At 70.2% G+C, this 17,959-nt stretch carries 16 protein-coding genes; 7 read left to right on the forward strand and 9 right to left on the reverse strand.

Features of this window, described 5'->3' with window-relative positions:
* Positions 1 to 125: 125 nt before the first annotated feature.
* Positions 126 to 1,523 (reverse strand): ArsA family ATPase, encoded by a 1,398-nt coding sequence (locus ACFVWW_RS11585; RefSeq protein WP_384332534.1) that lies wholly within the window; start codon positions 1,521 to 1,523, stop codon positions 126 to 128.
* Positions 1,520 to 2,485, reverse strand: a complete 966-nt coding sequence (locus ACFVWW_RS11590) for an ArsA family ATPase (protein WP_386877328.1) — start codon at positions 2,483 to 2,485, stop codon at positions 1,520 to 1,522. Before ACFVWW_RS11590 ends, ACFVWW_RS11585 begins: the two co-directional genes overlap by 4 nt.
* 72 nt (positions 2,486 to 2,557) lie before the next feature.
* On the opposite strand from ACFVWW_RS11590, the gene ACFVWW_RS11595 reads away from it, so the two are divergent.
* The 4 genes from ACFVWW_RS11595 to ACFVWW_RS11610 all read left to right on the forward strand — a co-directional run bounded on the left by ACFVWW_RS11595 (position 2,558) and on the right by ACFVWW_RS11610 (position 5,114).
* Entirely contained in the window at positions 2,558 to 2,719 is a 162-nt protein-coding gene (locus ACFVWW_RS11595) for a DUF4177 domain-containing protein (RefSeq protein ID WP_075033571.1), read from the forward strand.
* On the forward strand, positions 2,716 to 3,186 hold the full coding sequence (locus tag ACFVWW_RS11600) for a RidA family protein (RefSeq protein WP_384179502.1): 471 nt from the start codon (positions 2,716 to 2,718) through the stop codon (positions 3,184 to 3,186). Before ACFVWW_RS11595 ends, ACFVWW_RS11600 begins: the two co-directional genes overlap by 4 nt.
* Before the next feature lie 174 nt (positions 3,187 to 3,360).
* A complete protein-coding gene (locus tag ACFVWW_RS11605; RefSeq protein ID WP_386877329.1) occupies positions 3,361 to 4,287 on the forward strand; it encodes an NUDIX hydrolase in 927 nt (308 codons plus the stop codon).
* Positions 4,284 to 5,114: an MBL fold metallo-hydrolase gene (locus ACFVWW_RS11610; protein WP_384179505.1), complete on the forward strand. Its 831-nt coding sequence runs from the start codon at positions 4,284 to 4,286 to the stop codon at positions 5,112 to 5,114. Before ACFVWW_RS11605 ends, ACFVWW_RS11610 begins: the two co-directional genes overlap by 4 nt.
* A gap of 186 nt (positions 5,115 to 5,300) precedes the next feature.
* Here ACFVWW_RS11610 and ACFVWW_RS11615 read toward each other — a convergent pair whose 3' ends face one another.
* The gene (locus ACFVWW_RS11615) at positions 5,301 to 5,975 is read right to left on the reverse strand and encodes a Crp/Fnr family transcriptional regulator (protein ID WP_030353254.1); all 675 of its coding nucleotides are present in this window, start codon (positions 5,973 to 5,975) and stop codon (positions 5,301 to 5,303) included.
* Positions 5,976 to 6,287: 312 nt separating this feature from the next.
* Between ACFVWW_RS11615 and nth the strand changes: the two genes are divergently transcribed.
* From nth to ACFVWW_RS11630, 3 genes are all read left to right on the forward strand, one after another.
* On the forward strand, positions 6,288 to 7,241 hold the full coding sequence (nth, locus tag ACFVWW_RS11620) for an endonuclease III (RefSeq protein WP_386877330.1): 954 nt from the start codon (positions 6,288 to 6,290) through the stop codon (positions 7,239 to 7,241).
* A 56-nt stretch (positions 7,242 to 7,297) separates the two neighbouring features.
* Entirely contained in the window at positions 7,298 to 8,002 is a 705-nt protein-coding gene (locus ACFVWW_RS11625; protein ID WP_384179510.1) for an NUDIX hydrolase, read from the forward strand.
* 145 nt (positions 8,003 to 8,147) lie between these two features.
* Positions 8,148 to 9,347, forward strand: coding sequence for a MarP family serine protease (locus ACFVWW_RS11630; RefSeq protein WP_384179512.1), 1,200 nt, complete (start codon positions 8,148 to 8,150; stop codon positions 9,345 to 9,347).
* Between the two features lie 155 nt (positions 9,348 to 9,502).
* Here ACFVWW_RS11630 and ACFVWW_RS11635 read toward each other — a convergent pair whose 3' ends face one another.
* The 6 genes from ACFVWW_RS11635 to ACFVWW_RS11660 form a co-directional block, all read right to left on the reverse strand.
* A complete protein-coding gene (locus ACFVWW_RS11635) occupies positions 9,503 to 9,682 on the reverse strand; it encodes a hypothetical protein (RefSeq protein WP_384179514.1) in 180 nt (59 codons plus the stop codon).
* Positions 9,683 to 9,899: 217 nt separating this feature from the next.
* A complete protein-coding gene (locus tag ACFVWW_RS11640; protein WP_384332522.1) occupies positions 9,900 to 10,913 on the reverse strand; it encodes an alpha/beta fold hydrolase in 1,014 nt (337 codons plus the stop codon).
* On the reverse strand, positions 10,910 to 11,404 hold the full coding sequence (locus tag ACFVWW_RS11645) for a phage holin family protein (protein WP_384179518.1): 495 nt from the start codon (positions 11,402 to 11,404) through the stop codon (positions 10,910 to 10,912). The genes ACFVWW_RS11640 and ACFVWW_RS11645 overlap by 4 nt, the downstream gene beginning before the upstream one ends.
* Positions 11,405 to 11,470: 66 nt before the next feature.
* Positions 11,471 to 12,868, reverse strand: coding sequence for a Na+/H+ antiporter NhaA (gene nhaA / locus ACFVWW_RS11650; protein WP_384332519.1), 1,398 nt, complete (start codon positions 12,866 to 12,868; stop codon positions 11,471 to 11,473).
* Between the two features lie 188 nt (positions 12,869 to 13,056).
* Positions 13,057 to 15,012 (reverse strand): acetate--CoA ligase, encoded by a 1,956-nt coding sequence (acs, locus tag ACFVWW_RS11655; protein WP_384332516.1) that lies wholly within the window; start codon positions 15,010 to 15,012, stop codon positions 13,057 to 13,059.
* Positions 15,013 to 15,222: 210 nt separating this feature from the next.
* The gene (locus ACFVWW_RS11660) at positions 15,223 to 17,871 is read right to left on the reverse strand and encodes a bifunctional SulP family inorganic anion transporter/carbonic anhydrase (protein ID WP_386877331.1); all 2,649 of its coding nucleotides are present in this window, start codon (positions 17,869 to 17,871) and stop codon (positions 15,223 to 15,225) included.
* Positions 17,872 to 17,959 lie beyond the last annotated feature (88 nt).

The raw sequence follows: 17,959 nt of genomic DNA on the forward strand, positions 1-17,959 counted from the left end.
CCTGCGGCCACCACTGTCCGCGGCTACCACTGTCCGCGGCCACCACCGCCACCACCGCCTGCGGCCACCACTGTCTCCGCAGCTCGCGTTGCCGTACCGCCACCCACCACCCGCCTCTTCGCGGCTCAGGCCGTGGCGTCACCCGCCGCGAGGCGTTCACCGATGGCCCTGAGTCCAGCGAGGTCATGAACATCGCCGGGCAGGGCGCCCACCTCCGTCACCGCCACTTCGGGGTGCAGCGCGGTGAAGCGATCCCGCGTGCGCTGTTCACGCGCGAGCACCTGCATTCGCTCGGCGTGCAGACGCAGCAGACCCGCCGTCAGCTGTTCCACAGTTGTGACAGAAGCGGACGCGGACATGGAATCTGACGCGGGCGCAGATGTGGACGACCCGGGCAGGGGTGAGGACTCGGACAGGGGCGAGGAGTCAGCCGGAGGTGGGGGGTCGGACAGGGTCGAGGTGGGGCGGCTCTGCGGAACTACGGCGTCGGGGGCCTCATGCGCCTCGGAGGCTTCGGGAGAAGAGCCTTCCGGGGCAGCAGTGCCACGACCATCAGCCTTCCCGCGCTCCTGATCCACAATGCGGCCCTCTTCAAGATTTTCTGCGGCGGCCCGCGCCCGCTCGGCCGACAGCCGGGCGGCGCCGCTGCCATGGACCCGGTTGAGGACCAGGCCGGCCAGCGGCATCTCCTCGGCGGCCAGCCGCTCTACGAAGTACGCCGCCTCCCGCAGCGCGTCCCGCTCGGGCGCCGCGACCACCAGAAAGGCCGTCCCCGGCGCCTGCAGCAGTCGGTACGTCGCATCCGCTCGGGTACGGAACCCGCCGAACATCGTGTCCATCGCCGCCACGAACGTCTGCACATCACGCAGGAGTTGACCGCCGAGCAGCTTCCCGAGCGTGCCCGTCATCATCGACATCCCCGCGTTCAGGAACTTCATTCCCGCCCGGCCGCCCATCTTCGCCGGGGCCATCAGCAGCCTGATGAACTTTCCGTCGAGGAAGGACCCGAGCCGCTTCGGCGCGTCCAGGAAGTCCAGAGCGGATCGCGACGGCGGCGTGTCGACGACGATCAGATCCCATTCGTCGCGGGCCCGCAGCTGGCCCAGCTTCTCCATCGCCATGTACTCCTGCGTGCCCGCGAAGCCGGCCGACAGAGACTGGTAGAAGGGATTCTCCAGGATGGCGCGGGACCGGTCGCCGTCCGCGTGCGCCTCGACGATCTCGTCGAAGGTCCGCTTCATGTCGAGCATCATGGCGTGCAGTTCGCCGGGGCCCTCGACGCCCTTCACCTGCCGTGGCGTGTTGTCGAGCGAGTCGATCCCCATGGACTGGGCCAGCCGGCGGGCCGGATCGATGGTGAGGACGACCACCTTCCTGCCGCGCTCCGCCGCCCGTACGCCGAGAGCCGCCGCGGTCGTCGTCTTGCCGACCCCGCCCGAGCCGCAGCACACGATGATGCGGGTGGCCGGGTCGTCGAGCAGCGGATCGACCTCGAGCGGGGCAGCCGCCGGGTTCAGGGTCATGAGAAGACCTCCCCTAGTTGCCGTAGCTCCCCTGCCAGCCGGTAGAGACCGGCGAGGTCCATTCCCTCGCCGATCAGGGGAAGTTCGTACGTGGGCAGCCCCAGCTTCGCCAGGACGGCCCGCTGCTCGCGCTCCAGCTCGACGCGCTGGGCGTGCTCCGCGGCCTGTTCGAGGAGCGGCCCGACCAGCTTCGTGGGCGCGCTCACGCCGGCCATGGCGAGCGCCTTGGCGACCTCCTTGCGGCGGTCGCCGGCCGCGGCGCGGACGGCCGCCTCGTCGAGGAGGTGCGGCCGCACCATGTTCACGATCACCTTGCCGACCTGCAGGTCGGCGCCCCTCAGCTCGGAGATGCCGTCCGCGGTCTCCTGGACCGGCATCTCCTCCAGCAGCGTCACCAGGTGCACGGCCGTCTCCGGCGACTTCAGGACACGCATCACGGCCTGCGCCTGATTGTGTATCGGCCCGATCTTCGCCAGCCCCGCCACCTCGTCGTTCACATTCAGGAAGCGGGTGATGCGGCCGGTGGGCGGGGCGTCCATCACCACGTAGTCGTAGGCGAACCGGCCCTGCTTGTCCCGTCGGCGCACGGCCTCGCACGCCTTGCCCGTCAGCAGTACGTCCCTGACCCCGGGCGCGATCGTCGTCGCGAAGTCGATCGCGCCGATCTTCTTGAGTGCCCGGCCCGCGCTGCCGAGTTTGTAGAACATCTGGAGGTAGTCGAGGAGGGCGCGCTCGGCGTCTATGGCCAGCGCGTACACCTCGCCGCCGCCCGAGGCGACGGCGATCTTCCGCTCTTCGTACGGAAGGGCTTCCGTCTCGAAAAGCTGTGCGATGCCCTGTCTGCCCTCGACCTCGACGAGGAGAGTGCGTTTGCCCTCGGTCGCGAGGGCGAGCGCGAGTGCGGCGGCGACCGTGGTCTTACCGGTACCGCCCTTGCCGCTGACGACCTGGAGCCTGCTCACATATTCGAGCCTAACCAGTAAGGCCGCAGGCTACGCACGAGGCTTCCCTGCGGTACGACTACAGTCGCCTCCATGACCAAGTGGGAATACGCGACCGTGCCCCTTCTCGTGCACGCGACCAAGCAGATTCTGGACACCTGGGGCGAGGACGGCTGGGAGCTCGTCCAGGTCGTTCCCGGGCCGAACAACCCCGAGCAGCTGGTGGCTTATCTGAAGCGGGAGAAATCCGCATGAGCGGAGCAGTCGAGGCTGCCCTCGCCGAGCTGGGCCTGAGCCTGCCCGAGGTCGTACCGCCGCTGGCCGCGTACCAGCCGGCCGTGCGGTCGGGTGCGTACGTCTACACCGCGGGCCAGCTCCCGATGGTGGAGGGCAAGCTTCCGGTCACCGGCAAGGTCGGCGCCGAGGTCACCCCGGAGGAGGCCAAGGAGCTCGCCCGTATCTGTGCGCTGAACGCGCTGGCCGCTGTGAAGTCGGTCACCGGCGACCTGGACCGCATCGCGCGCGTCGTGAAGGTCGTCGGATTTGTCGCCTCGGCTACGGACTTCACGGGTCAGCCGGCCGTCCTCAACGGCGCCAGCGAACTGCTCGGCCAGGTCCTCGGTGACAAGGGCGTGCACGCGCGCAGCGCGGTGGGCGTGGCGGTGCTGCCGCTGGACGCACCGGTCGAGGTCGAGATCCAGGTCGAGCTGACCGAGGTCTGAGCGGCCTCCGCAGCGGCCTGAGGGTAGCGGCCTGAGGGCCGGTGGTACGCCGAAGATCCTGCTTGGTGCGGATATGTGTGCGCACCGGGCGGGGTCTTTCTGTCTATGGGGCTGGACCACATGCTCCCTCGAATGCCCCTCGAACATCCCCGCGCCAGCGCATAGCATCCGGCCATGCCCAATGGTCAGTGGTACCCGCCCGAATGGCCCGAGCGGATTCGTTCCCTCGCCGCCGGTGAGATCACGGCGGTGACTCCGCGGCGGGCCGCGACCGTGATGCTCCTGCGCGACGATCCCGGCGGACCGGCCGTGCACATGCTGCGGCGCCGGACCTCCATGGCCTTCGCGGCCGGCGCGTACGCGTACCCCGGCGGCGGCGTCGACCCGCGGGACGACGACCGGCTCGTCGGCTGGGCCGGGCCGGGACGGGACGTATGGGCGCGGCGGCTCGGCGTGGACGCGGCGTCCGCGCAGGCCATCGTCTGCGCCGCCGTCCGGGAGACGTACGAGGAGGCCGGGGTCCTGCTCGCCGGGGAGACCGCGGACACCGTCGTCGGTGACACCACAGGCGACGAATGGGAGGCCGACCGCGCCGCTCTCGTCGACCGCGAGCTGTCCTTCGCGGACTTCCTGGACCGGCGCGGGCTGGTGCTGCGCAGCGATCTGCTCGGTGCGTGGGCCCGCTGGATCACCCCGGAGTTCGAACCGCGCCGCTACGACACCTGGTTCTTCGTGGCCGCGCTGCCGACCGGCCAGCGCACCAGGAACGCTTCGACCGAGGCCGACCGTACGGTGTGGATCAGCCCGGCCGAGGCGACGGAGGCGTACGACAGGGGTGAGCTGCTGATGATGCCGCCGACCGTCTCGACCCTGCGTCAGCTCCGTTCGTACGGGACGGCCGCCGAGGCGCTCGCCGGCGCGGGCGGCTGCGATCTGACGCCCGTCCTGGCCACTGCCCGGCTGGAGGGCGGGGAACTGGTGCTCAGCTGGCCGGGGCATGACGAGTTCACCAAGCGCGTCGACCCCGTCGACCCTGCCGACCCCGTCGACCCTGCCGACCCCGTGAGCCGCGTGGGCCGTGTCGAGAAGGGGCCCCGATGACCGACGCCGCCGCTCTTCCCGGCCAGCCGCGCGGCGGGGCGCTGTCCGGCCCCGCCACCGCACGCGCCATCAATGTCCTGGCCCCGAACGCGTCCGCGATGACCCTTGACGGCACCAACACGTGGATCGTCTCGGAGCCGGACTCGGAGCTGGCGGTCGTCATCGACCCGGGCCCGCTCGACGACATGCACCTCAAGGCCGTCATCACCACCGCGGAGAAGGCGGGGAAGCGGGTCGCGCTGACCCTCCTCACCCATGGCCATCCGGACCACGCGGAGGGCGCGGCGCGCTTCGCCGCGCTGACCCGCACCCCTGTCCGGGCCCTGGACCCGGCGCTGCGCCTCGGGGACGAGGGGCTGGCGGCCGGGAACGTCATCACCACCGGCGGTCTCGAGATGCGCGTCGTGCCCACCCCGGGCCACACCGCGGACTCGCTCTGCTTCCATCTGCCCGCCGACCGCGCGGTGCTGACCGGCGATACGATCCTCGGCCGCGGTACGACGCTCGTCGCGCACCCGGACGGCCGGCTCGGCGACTACCTCGACTCGCTCCGCCGACTGCGCTCGCTCACGGTCGATGACGGTGTCGATACGGTGCTGCCGGGCCACGGTCCCGTACTGGACGACGCCCAAGGCGCGGTCGAGTTCTATCTTGCCCATCGCGCCAGTCGGCTCGCCCAGGTCGAGACGGCGGTCGAGAACGGCTTCCGCACGCCGTCCGAGGTGGTGGCTCGGGTGTACGCGGGCGTGGACAGGTCGCTGTGGCCGGCGGCCGAGCTGTCGGTACGCGCCCAGCTCGAATACCTGAGGGAACACGGCCTGATCTGAGTGCCCGGGACGCCGGGCGGGCACCCCGGCCCGGCGACAGCATCGGTCACCGGGCCTCCATCGGTCACCGGGCCGGCATTACTCTCCCGACCGGCATTGCTCGCCGGACCGGGCCGGCCGGTCCTCGGGCCGGCCCGTCATCGGTGAGGGGCGTCCGGCCGTCCGGTCGGTCGGACGACCGGACGGTCAGCGCGAGCGCTTCGCGAGGCGCTCCACGTCCAGCAGGATCACCGCACGCGCCTCAAGCCGCAGCCAGCCGCGCTGCGCGAAGTCGGCGAGCGCCTTGTTGACCGTCTCGCGGGAGGCGCCGACCAGCTGGGCCAGCTCTTCCTGGGTCAGGTCGTGGACGACATGGATGCCCTCCTCCGACTGCACGCCGAACCGGCGCGACAGGTCGAGGAGCGCACGGGCCACGCGGCCGGGGACATCGGAGAAGACCAGGTCGGACATCTGGTCATTGGTCTTGCGCAGCCGTCGGGCGACGGCGCGCAGCAGAGCCGTGGCCACTTCCGGGCGGGCGTTCAGCCAGGGCTGAAGGTCGCCGTGGCCCAAACCGAGGAGCTTGACCTCGGTGAGCGCGCTCGCGGTGGCGGTGCGCGGGCCCGGGTCGAAGAGGGACAGCTCGCCGATCAGCTCGCCGGGGCCGAGCACGGCCAGCATGTTCTCGCGGCCGTCGGGGGAGGTGCGGTGAAGCTTGACCTTGCCCTCCGTGACCACGTAGAGGCGGTCGCCGGGGTCGCCCTCGTGGAAAAGCGCATCGCCGCGGGCGAGCGTCGCTTCACTCATCGAGGCGCGGAGCTCCGCTGCCTGCTCGTCATCGAGCGCCGCGAAGAGCGGGGCACGCCGCAGAACGTCGTCCACGTGTTCTCTCCTTGTCGACCTGCTCAGGGAACCGTGGTCCCCACCTGCCCGGGACCGTGGTCCCCATGATGCCGTACGTGCTGCTTCTTCTCGGGTGGCTCGGCATCCTGGGCTTTTACGCCCTGTGCCGAATTCCGCTTGTTCGAAACCGTGCGATCAGTCACAAGTTTGACGTACGGGTGTACCCCACCGTGCCCAGGGGGCCGATTCGGGTGGTGATCGGCCGTGGCCGGGGCGGATGTCACTGCAGGGCTTTAGGCTGGCTGGGTGTCCAACTCGCCGGTGACAGCACAGGCCAAGGGGGCTGGAAGAGTGTCCGCGGAGCGTAATTCCGCTGTGGGCGAACAGCCTTCGGCGAAACCGAAAAAAGCCGCAAAAGGGTCAGCGTCGAAGGTGAAGCCCGAGGCTGACAGCACATCCGCGTCCCAGGGCGACGGCACGTCCGCGTCCGGGGCCGACAGCAAGGGCGCGCGCAAATCCGGCCCCAAACCGGAATCGAGACTGGCGATGGTCCGCCGCGCCCGCCGGATAAACCGCGAGCTGGCCGACCTCTATCCGTACGCCCATCCCGAGCTGGATTTCCGGAACCCGTTCGAGCTGCTGGTCGCCACGGTCCTGTCCGCCCAGACGACCGATCTCCGGGTCAACCAGACCACGCCGGCTCTCTTCGCGAAGTACCCCACGCCCGAGGACATGGCCGCGGCCGTGCCGGAGGAGCTGGAGGAAGTGATCCGGCCCACCGGTTTCTTCCGCGCCAAGACGCGGTCCCTCATCGGCCTGTCCATCGCCCTCCGTGATCGCTTCGGCGGCGAGGTCCCCGGCCGGCTGGAGGATCTGGTGACGCTGCCCGGCGTGGGCCGCAAGACGGCGAACGTGGTCCTCGGCAATGCCTTCGGTGTCCCCGGTCTGACGGTCGACACGCACTTCGGCCGGCTGGTCCGTCGCTGGAAGTGGACCGAGCAGGAGGACCCCGAGAAGATCGAGGCGGAGATCGCCGCGATCTTCCCCAAGAGCGAGTGGACGATGCTGTCGCACCGCGTGATCTTCCACGGCCGCCGGGTGTGCCACTCCCGCAAGCCGGCCTGCGGCGCCTGTCAGATCGCGCACCTCTGCCCCTCGTACGGCGAGGGTGAGACGGACCCCGAGAAGGCGAAGAAGCTCCTCAAGTACGAGCTGGGCGGCTATCCGGGCCAGCGGCTGAACCCGCCCGCCGACTACCCGGGCAAGCCGGCCCCGCTGCTGGGCGCCGCACCGGGCCCCGTATGAGACAGCAGGGCGGAACGATCCGGCCGGCGGCCGGCGTAGCAACGACAGGGGTGCCTATGACACGTACGGAAGAGACCTGCGACGACCCGATGACCGGGATCGCCGTCACCACCGACGGGCTGCCGGACTGGCTCGCGCCCGTCGCGCGCGCCGCACAGACCGTGGCGCCCGAGCAGCTCAGCCGCTTTCTGCCGCCGAAGAGCGGCAGCGGGCGGCAGTCGGCCGTGCTCGTCCTCTTCGGCGAAGGCGATCAGGGGCCGGAGCTACTGCTCATGGAGCGGGCCAGCAGCCTGCGCTCGCATCCGGGACAGCCCTCGTTCCCCGGCGGCGCCCTCGATCCCGCGGACGGGGATCCGGCCACCACGGGACCGCTGCGGGCGGCGCTGCGCGAGGCCGAGGAGGAGACCGGTCTCGATCCCTCGGGGGTCCAGCTCTTCGGCGTGCTCCCCAAGCTCTACATCCCGGTGAGCGGCTTCGTGGTGACGCCCGTCCTCGGCTGGTGGCGCAGACCCACCCCCGTCGGGGTCGTCGACCCCGCGGAGACGGCCCGGGTCTTCACCGCGCCCGTGGCGGATCTCACGGATCCGGCCAACCGTGCGACCGCCATGCACCCCAGCGGTCATCACGGGCCGGCCTTTCTTGTCGCATCTGCCCTGGTCTGGGGTTTTACCGCCGGAGTGATCGACCGGATCTTGCATTTCGCGGGCTGGGAGCTGCCGTGGGACCGCTCCAAGCAGGTCCCGCTCGACTGGCGCGCATGACAGGCTGACCCAGTGCTGTGCCCTTGCGGGGGCTGTGACAATTGCGGCTCCGCCGCGGGTCGCGGGGGCTCCCGTGCCCCTGGAGCCCCCGTGCCGCCGGCCAGGCGGGGCGGCCGGATCTGCGAGGCGAGCGAGGCTACTGACGGTGAACGTGCTGGACATCCTGCTGCTGGTCGCCGCCGTGTGGTTCGCGATCATCGGTTACCGCCAGGGTTTCGTCGTCGGCATCCTGTCGGTGATCGGCTTCCTCGGCGGCGGTCTCGTCGCGGTCTATCTGCTTCCCGTGGTGTGGGCCAAGCTCACCCGCGGCTCGGAGGTCTCCACCACGGCCGCTGTCGTCGCGGTCGTCATAGTGATCGTCTGCGCCTCGGTCGGCCAGGCCTTCACCACCCACCTCGGCAGTAAGCTCCGCCGCTACATCACGTGGTCGCCCGCCCGCGCCCTGGACGCCACCGGCGGGGCGCTGGTCAATGTCGTGGCCATGCTGCTGGTGGCCTGGCTGATCGGCTCCGCGCTCGCCGGGACCTCGCTGCCGACGCTCGGCAAGGAGGTCCGCAGCTCCAAGGTGCTGCTCGGGGTCTCCCGGGTGCTGCCCACTCAGGCGTCGTCATGGTTCACGGACTTCTCGTCCGTGCTCGCCCAGAACGGTCTCCCGCAAGTCTTCAGCCCGTTCGCCAATGAGCCGATCACCGATGTCCAGCCGCCCGACCCGGCGCTCGCGGGCAGTCCGGTCGCGGCCCGTGCCCAGCAGTCCATCGTCAAGGTGGTCGGTACGGCCCCCAGCTGTGGCAAGGTCCTCGAAGGGTCCGGTTTCGTCTTCGACGACCGCCGGGTGATGACCAACGCGCATGTGGTCGGCGGCGTGGAGGAGCCCACGGTCCAGATAGGCGGCAAGGGGCGGCTGTACGACGCCAAGGTCGTCCTCTACGACTGGCGGCGCGACATCGCCGTACTGGACGTGCCGGACCTTCGGGCGACCCCGCTCCAGTTCACCGAGTCGGACGCCGAGAGCGGCGACAGCGCGATCGTCGCGGGCTTCCCGGAGAACGGCGCGTACGACGTACGCTCCGCGCGGGTCCGGGGCCGTATCGACGCCAACGGCCCCGACATCTACCGCCGCGGCGAGGTCCAGCGCGATGTGTACTCGCTCTTCGCGACCGTACGGCAGGGCAACTCCGGAGGCCCGCTCCTCACTCCCGAGGGCAAGGTGTACGGAGTCATCTTCGCCAGGTCGCTCGACGACCAGCAGACCGGTTATGCCCTGACGGCCGACGAGATTCGCGACGACATCGCGCTCGGCCGGACCGCCAACCAGGAGGTCGACAGCCAGCAGTGCGCGCTGTAAGCGGGTGTTTCCGGCCACGGAACGGGGGCCGGGGAATGACGGGAAGCGAGGGCCGAGGCCAGGGGTTTCGACCCTGGCCTCGCGTCCTGTCCAACCCGGTCTTGTCCGACCAGCTTGTCCGACCGGGTCTTGTCCGACCGGGCAGGCCCTAGCTTCTAGGTGCGTTGATGGCGCAGCCGGGCCGAGACCCAGCGGGCCCTGCGGCGGAGAATGAGGGAAATACCGAGCCGGGGATCATGGCCCTGATGTTCCGGTCCACCCCTCTCGTGGGTGATCGGCACAGAGGCCGAGCGGCGGTTGCGTGGTGCGTCACCGTAGTCGTGCGTCCAGCCCATACCCCGACGTCTGCCCGTGCCCCATGGTCGGTAATCGCGCGGAAGACGGCCAATTGGCCTATGCGGCAGGCAATTGGCTGTTCGTAGGACAAGCGTTCACGGGGCGGCCACGCGTGCCGGTGACAGCGGTCGGGATCAGCCGATCGGGGCAGCGGTTCTACCGGGTGCGGTCAGCGATCCAAGCGGGGTGCGTTCAGGGCGTGGTCACGCTCAGCGGTCAGCGGTCGGGCTCCGGGTCCTTGAGCCAGTTGATGAGCTCCGCGGAGAACGCCGCCGGGTCCTCCTCGTGCGGGAAGTGCCCCAGACCATCGAACAGCCGCCAACGGTAGGGCGCTTCCACATACTCGGCGGACCCCGCCGTGCTGCGCGTCCGCATCGCCGGATCGAGCGAGCCGTGCAGCTGCAGCGTCGGCACCCGCACCGGCCGCTTCATCCGCCGGTTGAACTGGATGCCGTCAGGACGCGCCATCGACCGCACCATCCAGCGGTACGGCTCGATCGAGCAGTGCGCCGTCGACGGGATCGTCATCGCACGCCGGTAGATCTCGATCGCCTCGTCGTCGGGCGGGCGCGGCCCGGACCAGTCCCGGATCAGCTGCCCCACCAGCGCCGCGTCGTCCGCCACGAGTTGACGTTCCGGCAGCCACGGCCGCTGAAAGCCCCAGATGTACGAGCCGGCCCGGCTCTGCGCGAAGTCGGAGAGCATCGCCGAGCGCCAGCGGCGCGGGTGCGGCATGGAGGACACCGCGAGCCGGCGCACCAGCTTGGGCCGCATCACCGCCGCGGTCCAGGCGAGGTAGCCGCCCAGGTCATGGCCGACGAGCGCGGCGTCGGGCTCACCGAGGGAGCGAACCACCCCGGTGATGTCGAGGGCCAGGTTGGCGGGGTCGTAACCCCGCGGCGTACGGTCGCTGCCGCCCACACCCCGGAGATCCATGGCCACGGCGCGGTAACCGGCGTCCGCGAGGGCCGTCAGCTGATGCCGCCAGGTCCACCAGAACTGCGGGAAGCCATGGAGCAGCAACACCAGCGGTCCGTCGCCCATCTCGGCGATATGGAAGCGCGCACCATTGGCCGCCACGTCGCGGTGGGTCCAGGGACCATCAAGACGTACGGCGGAGGACGGCGGCGCACCAGGAGTCGAGCCGGGGGTCCTGCCAGGGGTCCTGCCGGGGGTCGAACCAGAGGTCTTGCCAGCGGTCTTGCCGGGGTCGGAATCAGGGGCGGTCATGCAGACGAGCGTGCCACAGACTTGTTGCGCGCCCCGACCTCGCGGGGGTGGGGCTTCACGTTCTGCAGTACGGCTGCCGTCTCCTTGGCCGAGGCGATGGACTTCTCCGGTGGCTTGACCTTCTTGAACTTCAGTATGGCGAGCCCGGCGAGCAGCCCGGCGAGCACCAGAAACGCTCCGCCCACGATCAGGAACGACCAGACGAGGGCGAGGCCCAGATTGTGGATCCCGTACGCGGCGGCGAAGCTCAGCACCGGCAGGGAGAACAGGGCGAACACTCCCGCGATGGTGATGGCGCCGCCGCCGATCGCCCCGCGCTTGACGTCCTGTCGGATCTCGGCCTTGGCCAGGGCGATCTCGTCGTGCATCAGCGCGGACATCTCGGCGGTCGCCGAGGCGACCAGCTGACCGATGCTGCGGTCGGCGCTGACGACTTCGATCACGGTGCCGGTCCGGACAGTGTCGGCGACTTGCTTGCCGGGGTCGCTCATCGGTGACTCCCTCTTCTCGCTCTTCTCGTCCACGAATCCGTTGCCAGATACGGATCCGTTGTCAGATCATGCCGGACTGTCGCCGTCCTCGCGCGTTGCCCCCGCGTGTTCCGCCAGCCGACGGTGTTCCTCGGCCTTCGCCTCGTAGAGCGCGGCCATGCGCAGGTGATACCCCGGATCGTCCTGTTCATAGATGTCAGGGATGCCGTCCTGGTCCTCGTCGCGCTCCTCGGCCTCGTACAGCGCGCGGTAGGTGCGGACCCGCAGCTTCAGCAGAATGCCGGCGATCACGGCGGCGATCACGGAGCCCGTCAGCACCGCGGCCTTCACCTCGTCGGTGAGGACCGGGTCCGTCGAGAACGCCAGCTCGCCGATGAGCAGCGAGACCGTGAAGCCGATTCCGGCGAGTGCGGCGACTGCGAAGACATCGGGCCAGGCCAGGTCCTCGTTCAGCTCGGCCTTGGTGAAGCGTGCGGCCAGCCACGTACCGCCGAAGATGCCGACCGCCTTGCCGACCACCAGCCCCAGGACGACCCCCAGGGTCTCGGGCTGGGTGAAGACATCGCGGAGCGCGCCTCCGGACAGCGAGACGCCGGCCGAGAACAGCGCGAACAGTGGCACGGCCAGACCGGCCGAGAGCGGGCGCACCAGATGCTCGATGTGCTCGCCGGGGGAGTGCTCCTCGCCCTCGCGCCGGGTGCAGCGCAGCATCAGGCCCATCGCGACTCCGGCGATGGTGGCGTGGACGCCGCTGTTGTACATCAGGCCCCAGATGACCAGGGCCAGCGGGACGTACACGTACCAGCCGTGTACGCCCTTCCTCAGCAGCACCCAGAAGACGACGAGACCGACGACCGCACCGCCGAGCGCCGCGAAGTTCAGTTCGCTGGTGAAGAAGACGGCGATGATCAGGATCGCGAAGAGGTCGTCGACCACGGCGAGGGTCAGGAGGAAGGCGCGAAGCGCGGAGGGCAGCGAGGTGCCGATGACCGCGAGGACGGCGAGCGCGAACGCGATATCGGTGGCGGTGGGGACGGCCCAACCGCTGAGCGAACCGCCGCTGACCCCGTTGACCAGCACATATACCAGCGCGGGCATGATCATGCCGGAGAGCGCGGCGATGACGGGAAGCGCGGCGGCCCTGGGGTCACGCAGCTCCCCCGCCACCAGCTCGCGCTTGAGTTCGACGCCGGCGACGAAGAAGAAGACGGCGAGCAGGCCCTCGGCCGCCCAGTGCTCGACGGAGAGATCGAGGCCGACGGCGGCGGGTCCGAAGTGGAATGCGCGTACGGAGTCGTAGCCGCCGCTCAGCGGGGTGTTCGCCCAGATCAGTGCGGCGACGGCGGCGACGAGCAGCAGTACGCCGCCGACGGTCTCGGTGCGCAGCGCGTCCGCGAGGTAGTTCCGCTCGGGCAGCGGGAGGCGTCCGAGGAACTTACGAGGGGTGGGGCTGGGCGCGGCCACGGGTGGGACCTCCGGGTCGGTTCGGCGGACATGACGAAGCACATGCCGACCAGACTTCCCGGCGCACCCAGAATCCCTTGTTGTGTTGTTGACGGGGCGCCTACTTTACCCGGGGCGCGCGGGGCAACGCAGAGCGGGACGCCCGGCACACACTTCCGAGCGTCCCGCTGTGGGTGTGCGGGTGCCGCTCAGTCCTCGGAGGCGGCTGCGGGAAGCTGGCTCTGGATGAGGTCCATGACGGAGGAGTCCGTGAGCGTCGTGACGTCACCGAGCTGACGGTTTTCCGCGATGTCGCGCAGAAGGCGCCGCATGATCTTGCCGGAACGGGTCTTCGGCAGCTCCGCGACCGGGAGGACCCGCTTGGGCTTGGCGATCGGGCCGAGCGTGGTGCCCACGTGGTTGCGCAGCTCGGCCACGAGGCCCGCGTCCTCGGTGGCGGTGCCACGCAGGATGACGAAGGCGACGATGGCCTGGCCGGTGGTCTCGTCGGCGGCGCCGACGACGGCCGCCTCCGCCACCTTGGGGTGCGAGACGAGGGCGGATTCGACCTCGGTGGTGGAGATGTTGTGGCCGGAGACCAGCATGACGTCGTCCACCCGGCCCAGCAGCCAGATGTCCCCGTCGTCGTCCTTCTTGGCGCCGTCGCCGGCGAAGTACTTGCCTTCGAAGCGTGACCAGTAGGTGTCGATGAACCGCTGGTCATCGCCCCAGATGGTGCGCAGCATCGATGGCCACGGCGCGGTCAGGACGAGATAGCCGCCGCCCCCGTTGGGGACCTCGCGGGCCTCGTCGTCGACGACGGTCGCGGAGATTCCGGGCAGGGCCCGCTGGGCGGAGCCCGGCTTGGTCTCGGTGACGCCCGGCAGCGGGGAGATCATCATGGCGCCGGTCTCGGTCTGCCACCAGGTGTCCACGATGGGTGTCTTGCCCGCGCCGATGTGCTCGCGGTACCAGATCCAGGCTTCGGGGTTGATCGGCTCGCCGACCGAGCCCAGCACACGCAATGAGCTCAGGTCGAACTTGGCGGGGATGTCGTCCCCCCACTTCATGAACGTACGGATCGCGGTGGGCGCGGTGTAGAGGATCGTCACCCCGTATTTCTGGATGATCTCCCAGAAGCGGCCCTGATGGGGCGTGTCGGGGGTGCCCTCGTACATGACCTGGGTGGCGCCGTTGGCCAGCGGCCCGTACACGATGTACGAGTGGCCGGTCACCCAGCCGATGTCGGCCGTGCACCAGTACACGTCCGACTCGGGCTTGAGGTCGAAGACGGCGTGATGGGTGTAGGCCGTCTGGGTGAGATAGCCGCCCGAGGTGTGCAGGATGCCCTTCGGCTTACCCGTGGTCCCCGAGGTGTAGAGGATGAAGAGCGGGTGCTCGGCGTCGAACGCCTCGGGGGTGTGCTCCGGCGACTGCCGGCCCACGATGTCGTGCCACCAGACGTCCCGGGAGTCGTCGAAGGCGGTGTCCTGGCCGGTACGGCGGACCACCAGCACGTGCTCGACCTGCGGGCACTTGGCCACGGCCTCGTCGATCGCCGGCTTGAGCGCGGACGGCTTGCCACGGCGGTAGCCGCCGTCCGAGGTGATGACCAGCTTGGCGTCCGCGTCCTGGATACGGGAGGCGACCGCGTCGGCGGAGAAGCCGCCGAACACCACGGAGTGCGCGGCTCCGATCCGGGCGCAGGCCAGCATGGCGACCGCGGCCTCGGGGATCATCGGCAGGTATACGGCGACCCGGTCGCCCTTGCGCACGCCCAGTTCGGTCAGCGCGTTCGCGGCGCGGGAGACCTCGTCCTTCAGCTCCGCGTAGGTGATCGCACGGCTGTCGCCGGGCTCGCCCTCGAAGTGGATCGCCACGCGGTCGCCGTGGCCGGCCTCCACATGACGGTCGACACAGTTGTAGGCGACATTCAGCTCACCGTCCGCGAACCACTTCGCGAAGGGTGGGTTCGACCAGTCCAGTGTCTCGGTCGGCTCGGTGACCCAGGTGAGTCGCCTCGCCTGCTCGGCCCAGAAGCCAAGCCTGTCCGCCTCGGCCCGCTCGTACGCCTCCGCCGTCACATTGGCGTGCGCGGCCAGCTCGACCGGCGGTGCGAACCGCCGCTCCTCCTTGAGCAGGTTGGCCAGGCTTTCGTTGCTCACGACATCTCCCTTTCCCAGGGGCGTCCTATGTGTCCCGGGCCTAGCTCATCAGGCGGATGCCCGGGTGACAAGGGCCAGCCGGAAATTGGTTTAGACCTGTGCGGGCATGCTCCGGACGGAGTGATCCGTGCGCTCCGGAGAAATGGCCCTCCTCCCCGGGGCAGTGGGGAAGGGGGCCACACACTCTCACGGATGCGGTACGGGGATGGTTCAGGCACGCGACGCCGCGAGCGAGGTCGGGGCCACCCGGTTGAACACCTCCTCGTCGCCGCCCCCGTGGCCGGGCGCGACGCCGCCCGCCAGCAGATACGCCTGGGCCTCGCCGACATGGAAGTACATCCCGTGCAGTTCGAGCCGGCCCTCGGCGAGCCCGCGTGCCACCGCGTCGTGGGCCCGCAGATGCTCCAACTGCTGGACCACATTGGTCAGACAGAGCTGCTCCACCGCGTCGGCGGGTAGCCGCCCGGCGATCCTGGCCCAGGAGTGGTGCCTGCTCCTCATCCGCTCCAGGCTGGGCAGCCCGTGCCGCAGCCAGCGCCGCAACGGTGTCTGGGGCTCGTCCGGATCGGCGGGTGTGTTCAGGAGGGCGGGTGTGTTCAGCAGGGCCTGCATCGCCCCGCATCCCGAATGCCCGCAGATGGTGATGGACTCCACCTGAAGGACCTCGACGGCGTACTCGATCGCCGCGGCCACCGAGTCGTCCGCGCCGTCCGCTTCCGGCAGCGGCACCAGATTGCCGACATTGCGTACGGTGAAGAGATCGCCCGGTCCGCTGGATGTGATCATGCTCGTGACCAGCCGGGAGTCGGCGCAGGTGAGGAAGAGCTGCGAGGGCCGCTGACCTTCGCGGGCCAGCCGCGCCAGCTCACCGCGCACCAGCGGAGCCGTGTTGCGCTGGAAAGAGCTGAGCCCGCTGGCCAGTTGGCGACTGCTCGACGTACGGCCCGCTCCGCCGGCCCCCGGTCCTGAGCCCGGCTGACCGCCGTCCGACTGCGAGCCACCCGACTCCCAGCCGCAGGACTCCCAGCCGTCGGGGTGCGTGCCGTGGGCGTGCGCGCCGTCGGTCGGGCCGGCGCCTGACGGCCCTGTGCCTGGCTGCCCCGTGCCCGAAGATCCGGCGCCCGATGATCCCGGGCCTGACGGCCGGGATCCTGGTGGTCCGGATCCGGACTCCATGGCTCCGGACCGACCGCGGTCCGCATACTCCGCGGCGGGGTGTTCGCCGCAGTGGTGGTTACGCCACGGCGTCCAGGGCCGGCAGCAGGCATGCGACTCGTCGGCAGGCTCGGCGATCCGGCCGCCCGCCCGGCCGGTGAACTCGGCCGTACCGCCCTGGGCGATATGCGCGATCTGCCAGTCGTGCAGGGCCTCGTACGCCGCGTGATCCATGAAGGACCCGTCCAGCTCGACGACACAGTCGGCGTCCTGCGGCACCTGATGCAGTATCCGGCTGAGCCTCGGCACGGCGAGGAACGTCAACTGACCGCGGGCCCGGACACGATGGACCCCGTCCTCCTCCTCCACGGTGATGCGCGTCCTGGTCAGCCGGTGCAGCGCGACCGCGACCGCCATCGCGATCCCGAGGACGACACCTTCCAGCACGCCGGTGAACACCACGGCGGTGACCGTCACCGCGTACACCAGCATTTCGCGGTTCCGCTGCACGCTGCGCAGATGCACGAGGTTCACCATCTGGACGCCGACGACCATCACCAGCGCGGCCAGGGCCGCCAGGGGGATCAGATCGAGCACGGGCACCAGCAGCAGGGCCGCGATTGCGACCCACAGACCGTGCAGCATCGTCGAGTGCCGGCTCACGCCGCCCGCGGACACATTGGCGGCGCTGCGTACGGCGACCCCGGTGATGGGCAGCCCCCCGAGCGCACCGGAGACGACATTCCCCGCGCCCTGCCCCGCCAGTTCCCGGTCGAGACGGGCCCGTGGGATCTGGACGCGAGGCTCCTTCCTCGCGGCCACCAGCTTGTCCACCGCGACGGCGGAGAGCAGCGATTCGACGCTGGCGACCAGGGTGACGGTGAGCACGGCGGCGAGCAGTCCGAGCATCGGTCCTTCGGGCAGCTCGGGCATCGCATGGCTGCGCCAGGAGGGCAGGTCGACCCGCGCGGGATTCATTCCGGCGACGACCGCCACGGCGGTCGCGACGGCCACCCCGGCCAGCGTGGCCGGGAGTTTGCGTACGATCCGGCCCGCGCGGCCGGGAATCCGTGGCCAGGCGAGCAGCACCGCGATCGTCACGGCGCTCACCGTGAGAGCGCCCGGGTGCAGGTTGGCCAACTGGGCGGGCAGGCCGCGCACATTGTTGACGGCAGAGCTCTGCGGCGTGCCGCCGAGAACGATATGGAGTTGGGCGAGGGCGATCGTGACGCCGATGCCGGCGAGCATGCCGTGCACGATCGCCGGGCTGACGGCGAGCGCCGAGCGGGCCACTCGCAACGCCGCGAGTGCGAGTTGAGCGAGGCCGGCGCAGATGGTGAGGGCGCAGGTGGTGCGCCAGCCGTACAGCTGGATGAGGTCGGCCGTGACGACGGTGAGACCGGCCGCGGGGCCACTGACCTGGAGCGGCGCCCCGCCCAGTCGGCCGACGACCAGGCCGCCGACCGCGGCGGCCACCAGGCCCGCCTGGAGCGGTGCGCCGGTGGCGAGCGCGATGCCCAGGGAAAGAGGCAGCGCGATCAGGAAGACGGAGATCGAAGCGGACAGATCGGCTCCCGCGATCCGGAACCCGCTGCCGCCCGGAGGTGGGCTGTGTGGCCGCCGGAAGCGTGAGAAGCGGGATGCGGCTTTGGCGCGGGTGGTGTGAGAAGTGTGATCGGTGTGAGTGGGGACGCAGGCAGGCATATTTTTTTTCCCGTCTTTTCCGGGGCAGCGCGGTCGCGGAACGTGGGGTCGCGGCCGTGGGACGGCATGCAGCGGCGGGATGCGTAAC

The sequence above is a fragment of the Streptomyces sp. NPDC058198 genome (assembly GCF_042882605.1).
In the GTDB taxonomy this organism is placed as follows: Bacteria; Actinomycetota; Actinomycetes; order Streptomycetales; family Streptomycetaceae; genus Streptomyces.

Coding starts and splice junctions, on each gene's coding strand:
- ACFVWW_RS11585 (WP_384332534.1), bottom strand. CDS start 1,523: ATGACCCTGAACCCGGCGGCTGCCCCGCTCGAGGTCGATCCGCTGCTC.
- ACFVWW_RS11595 (WP_075033571.1), top strand. CDS start 2,558: ATGACCAAGTGGGAATACGCGACCGTGCCCCTTCTCGTGCACGCGACC.
- ACFVWW_RS11600 (WP_384179502.1), top strand. CDS start 2,716: ATGAGCGGAGCAGTCGAGGCTGCCCTCGCCGAGCTGGGCCTGAGCCTG.
- ACFVWW_RS11605 (WP_386877329.1), top strand. CDS start 3,361: ATGCCCAATGGTCAGTGGTACCCGCCCGAATGGCCCGAGCGGATTCGT.
- ACFVWW_RS11610 (WP_384179505.1), top strand. CDS start 4,284: ATGACCGACGCCGCCGCTCTTCCCGGCCAGCCGCGCGGCGGGGCGCTG.
- ACFVWW_RS11625 (WP_384179510.1), top strand. CDS start 7,298: ATGACACGTACGGAAGAGACCTGCGACGACCCGATGACCGGGATCGCC.
- ACFVWW_RS11635 (WP_384179514.1), bottom strand. CDS start 9,682: ATGGGCTGGACGCACGACTACGGTGACGCACCACGCAACCGCCGCTCG.
- ACFVWW_RS11640 (WP_384332522.1), bottom strand. CDS start 10,913: ATGACCGCCCCTGATTCCGACCCCGGCAAGACCGCTGGCAAGACCTCT.
- ACFVWW_RS11645 (WP_384179518.1), bottom strand. CDS start 11,404: ATGAGCGACCCCGGCAAGCAAGTCGCCGACACTGTCCGGACCGGCACC.
- ACFVWW_RS11660 (WP_386877331.1), bottom strand. CDS start 17,871: ATGCCTGCCTGCGTCCCCACTCACACCGATCACACTTCTCACACCACC.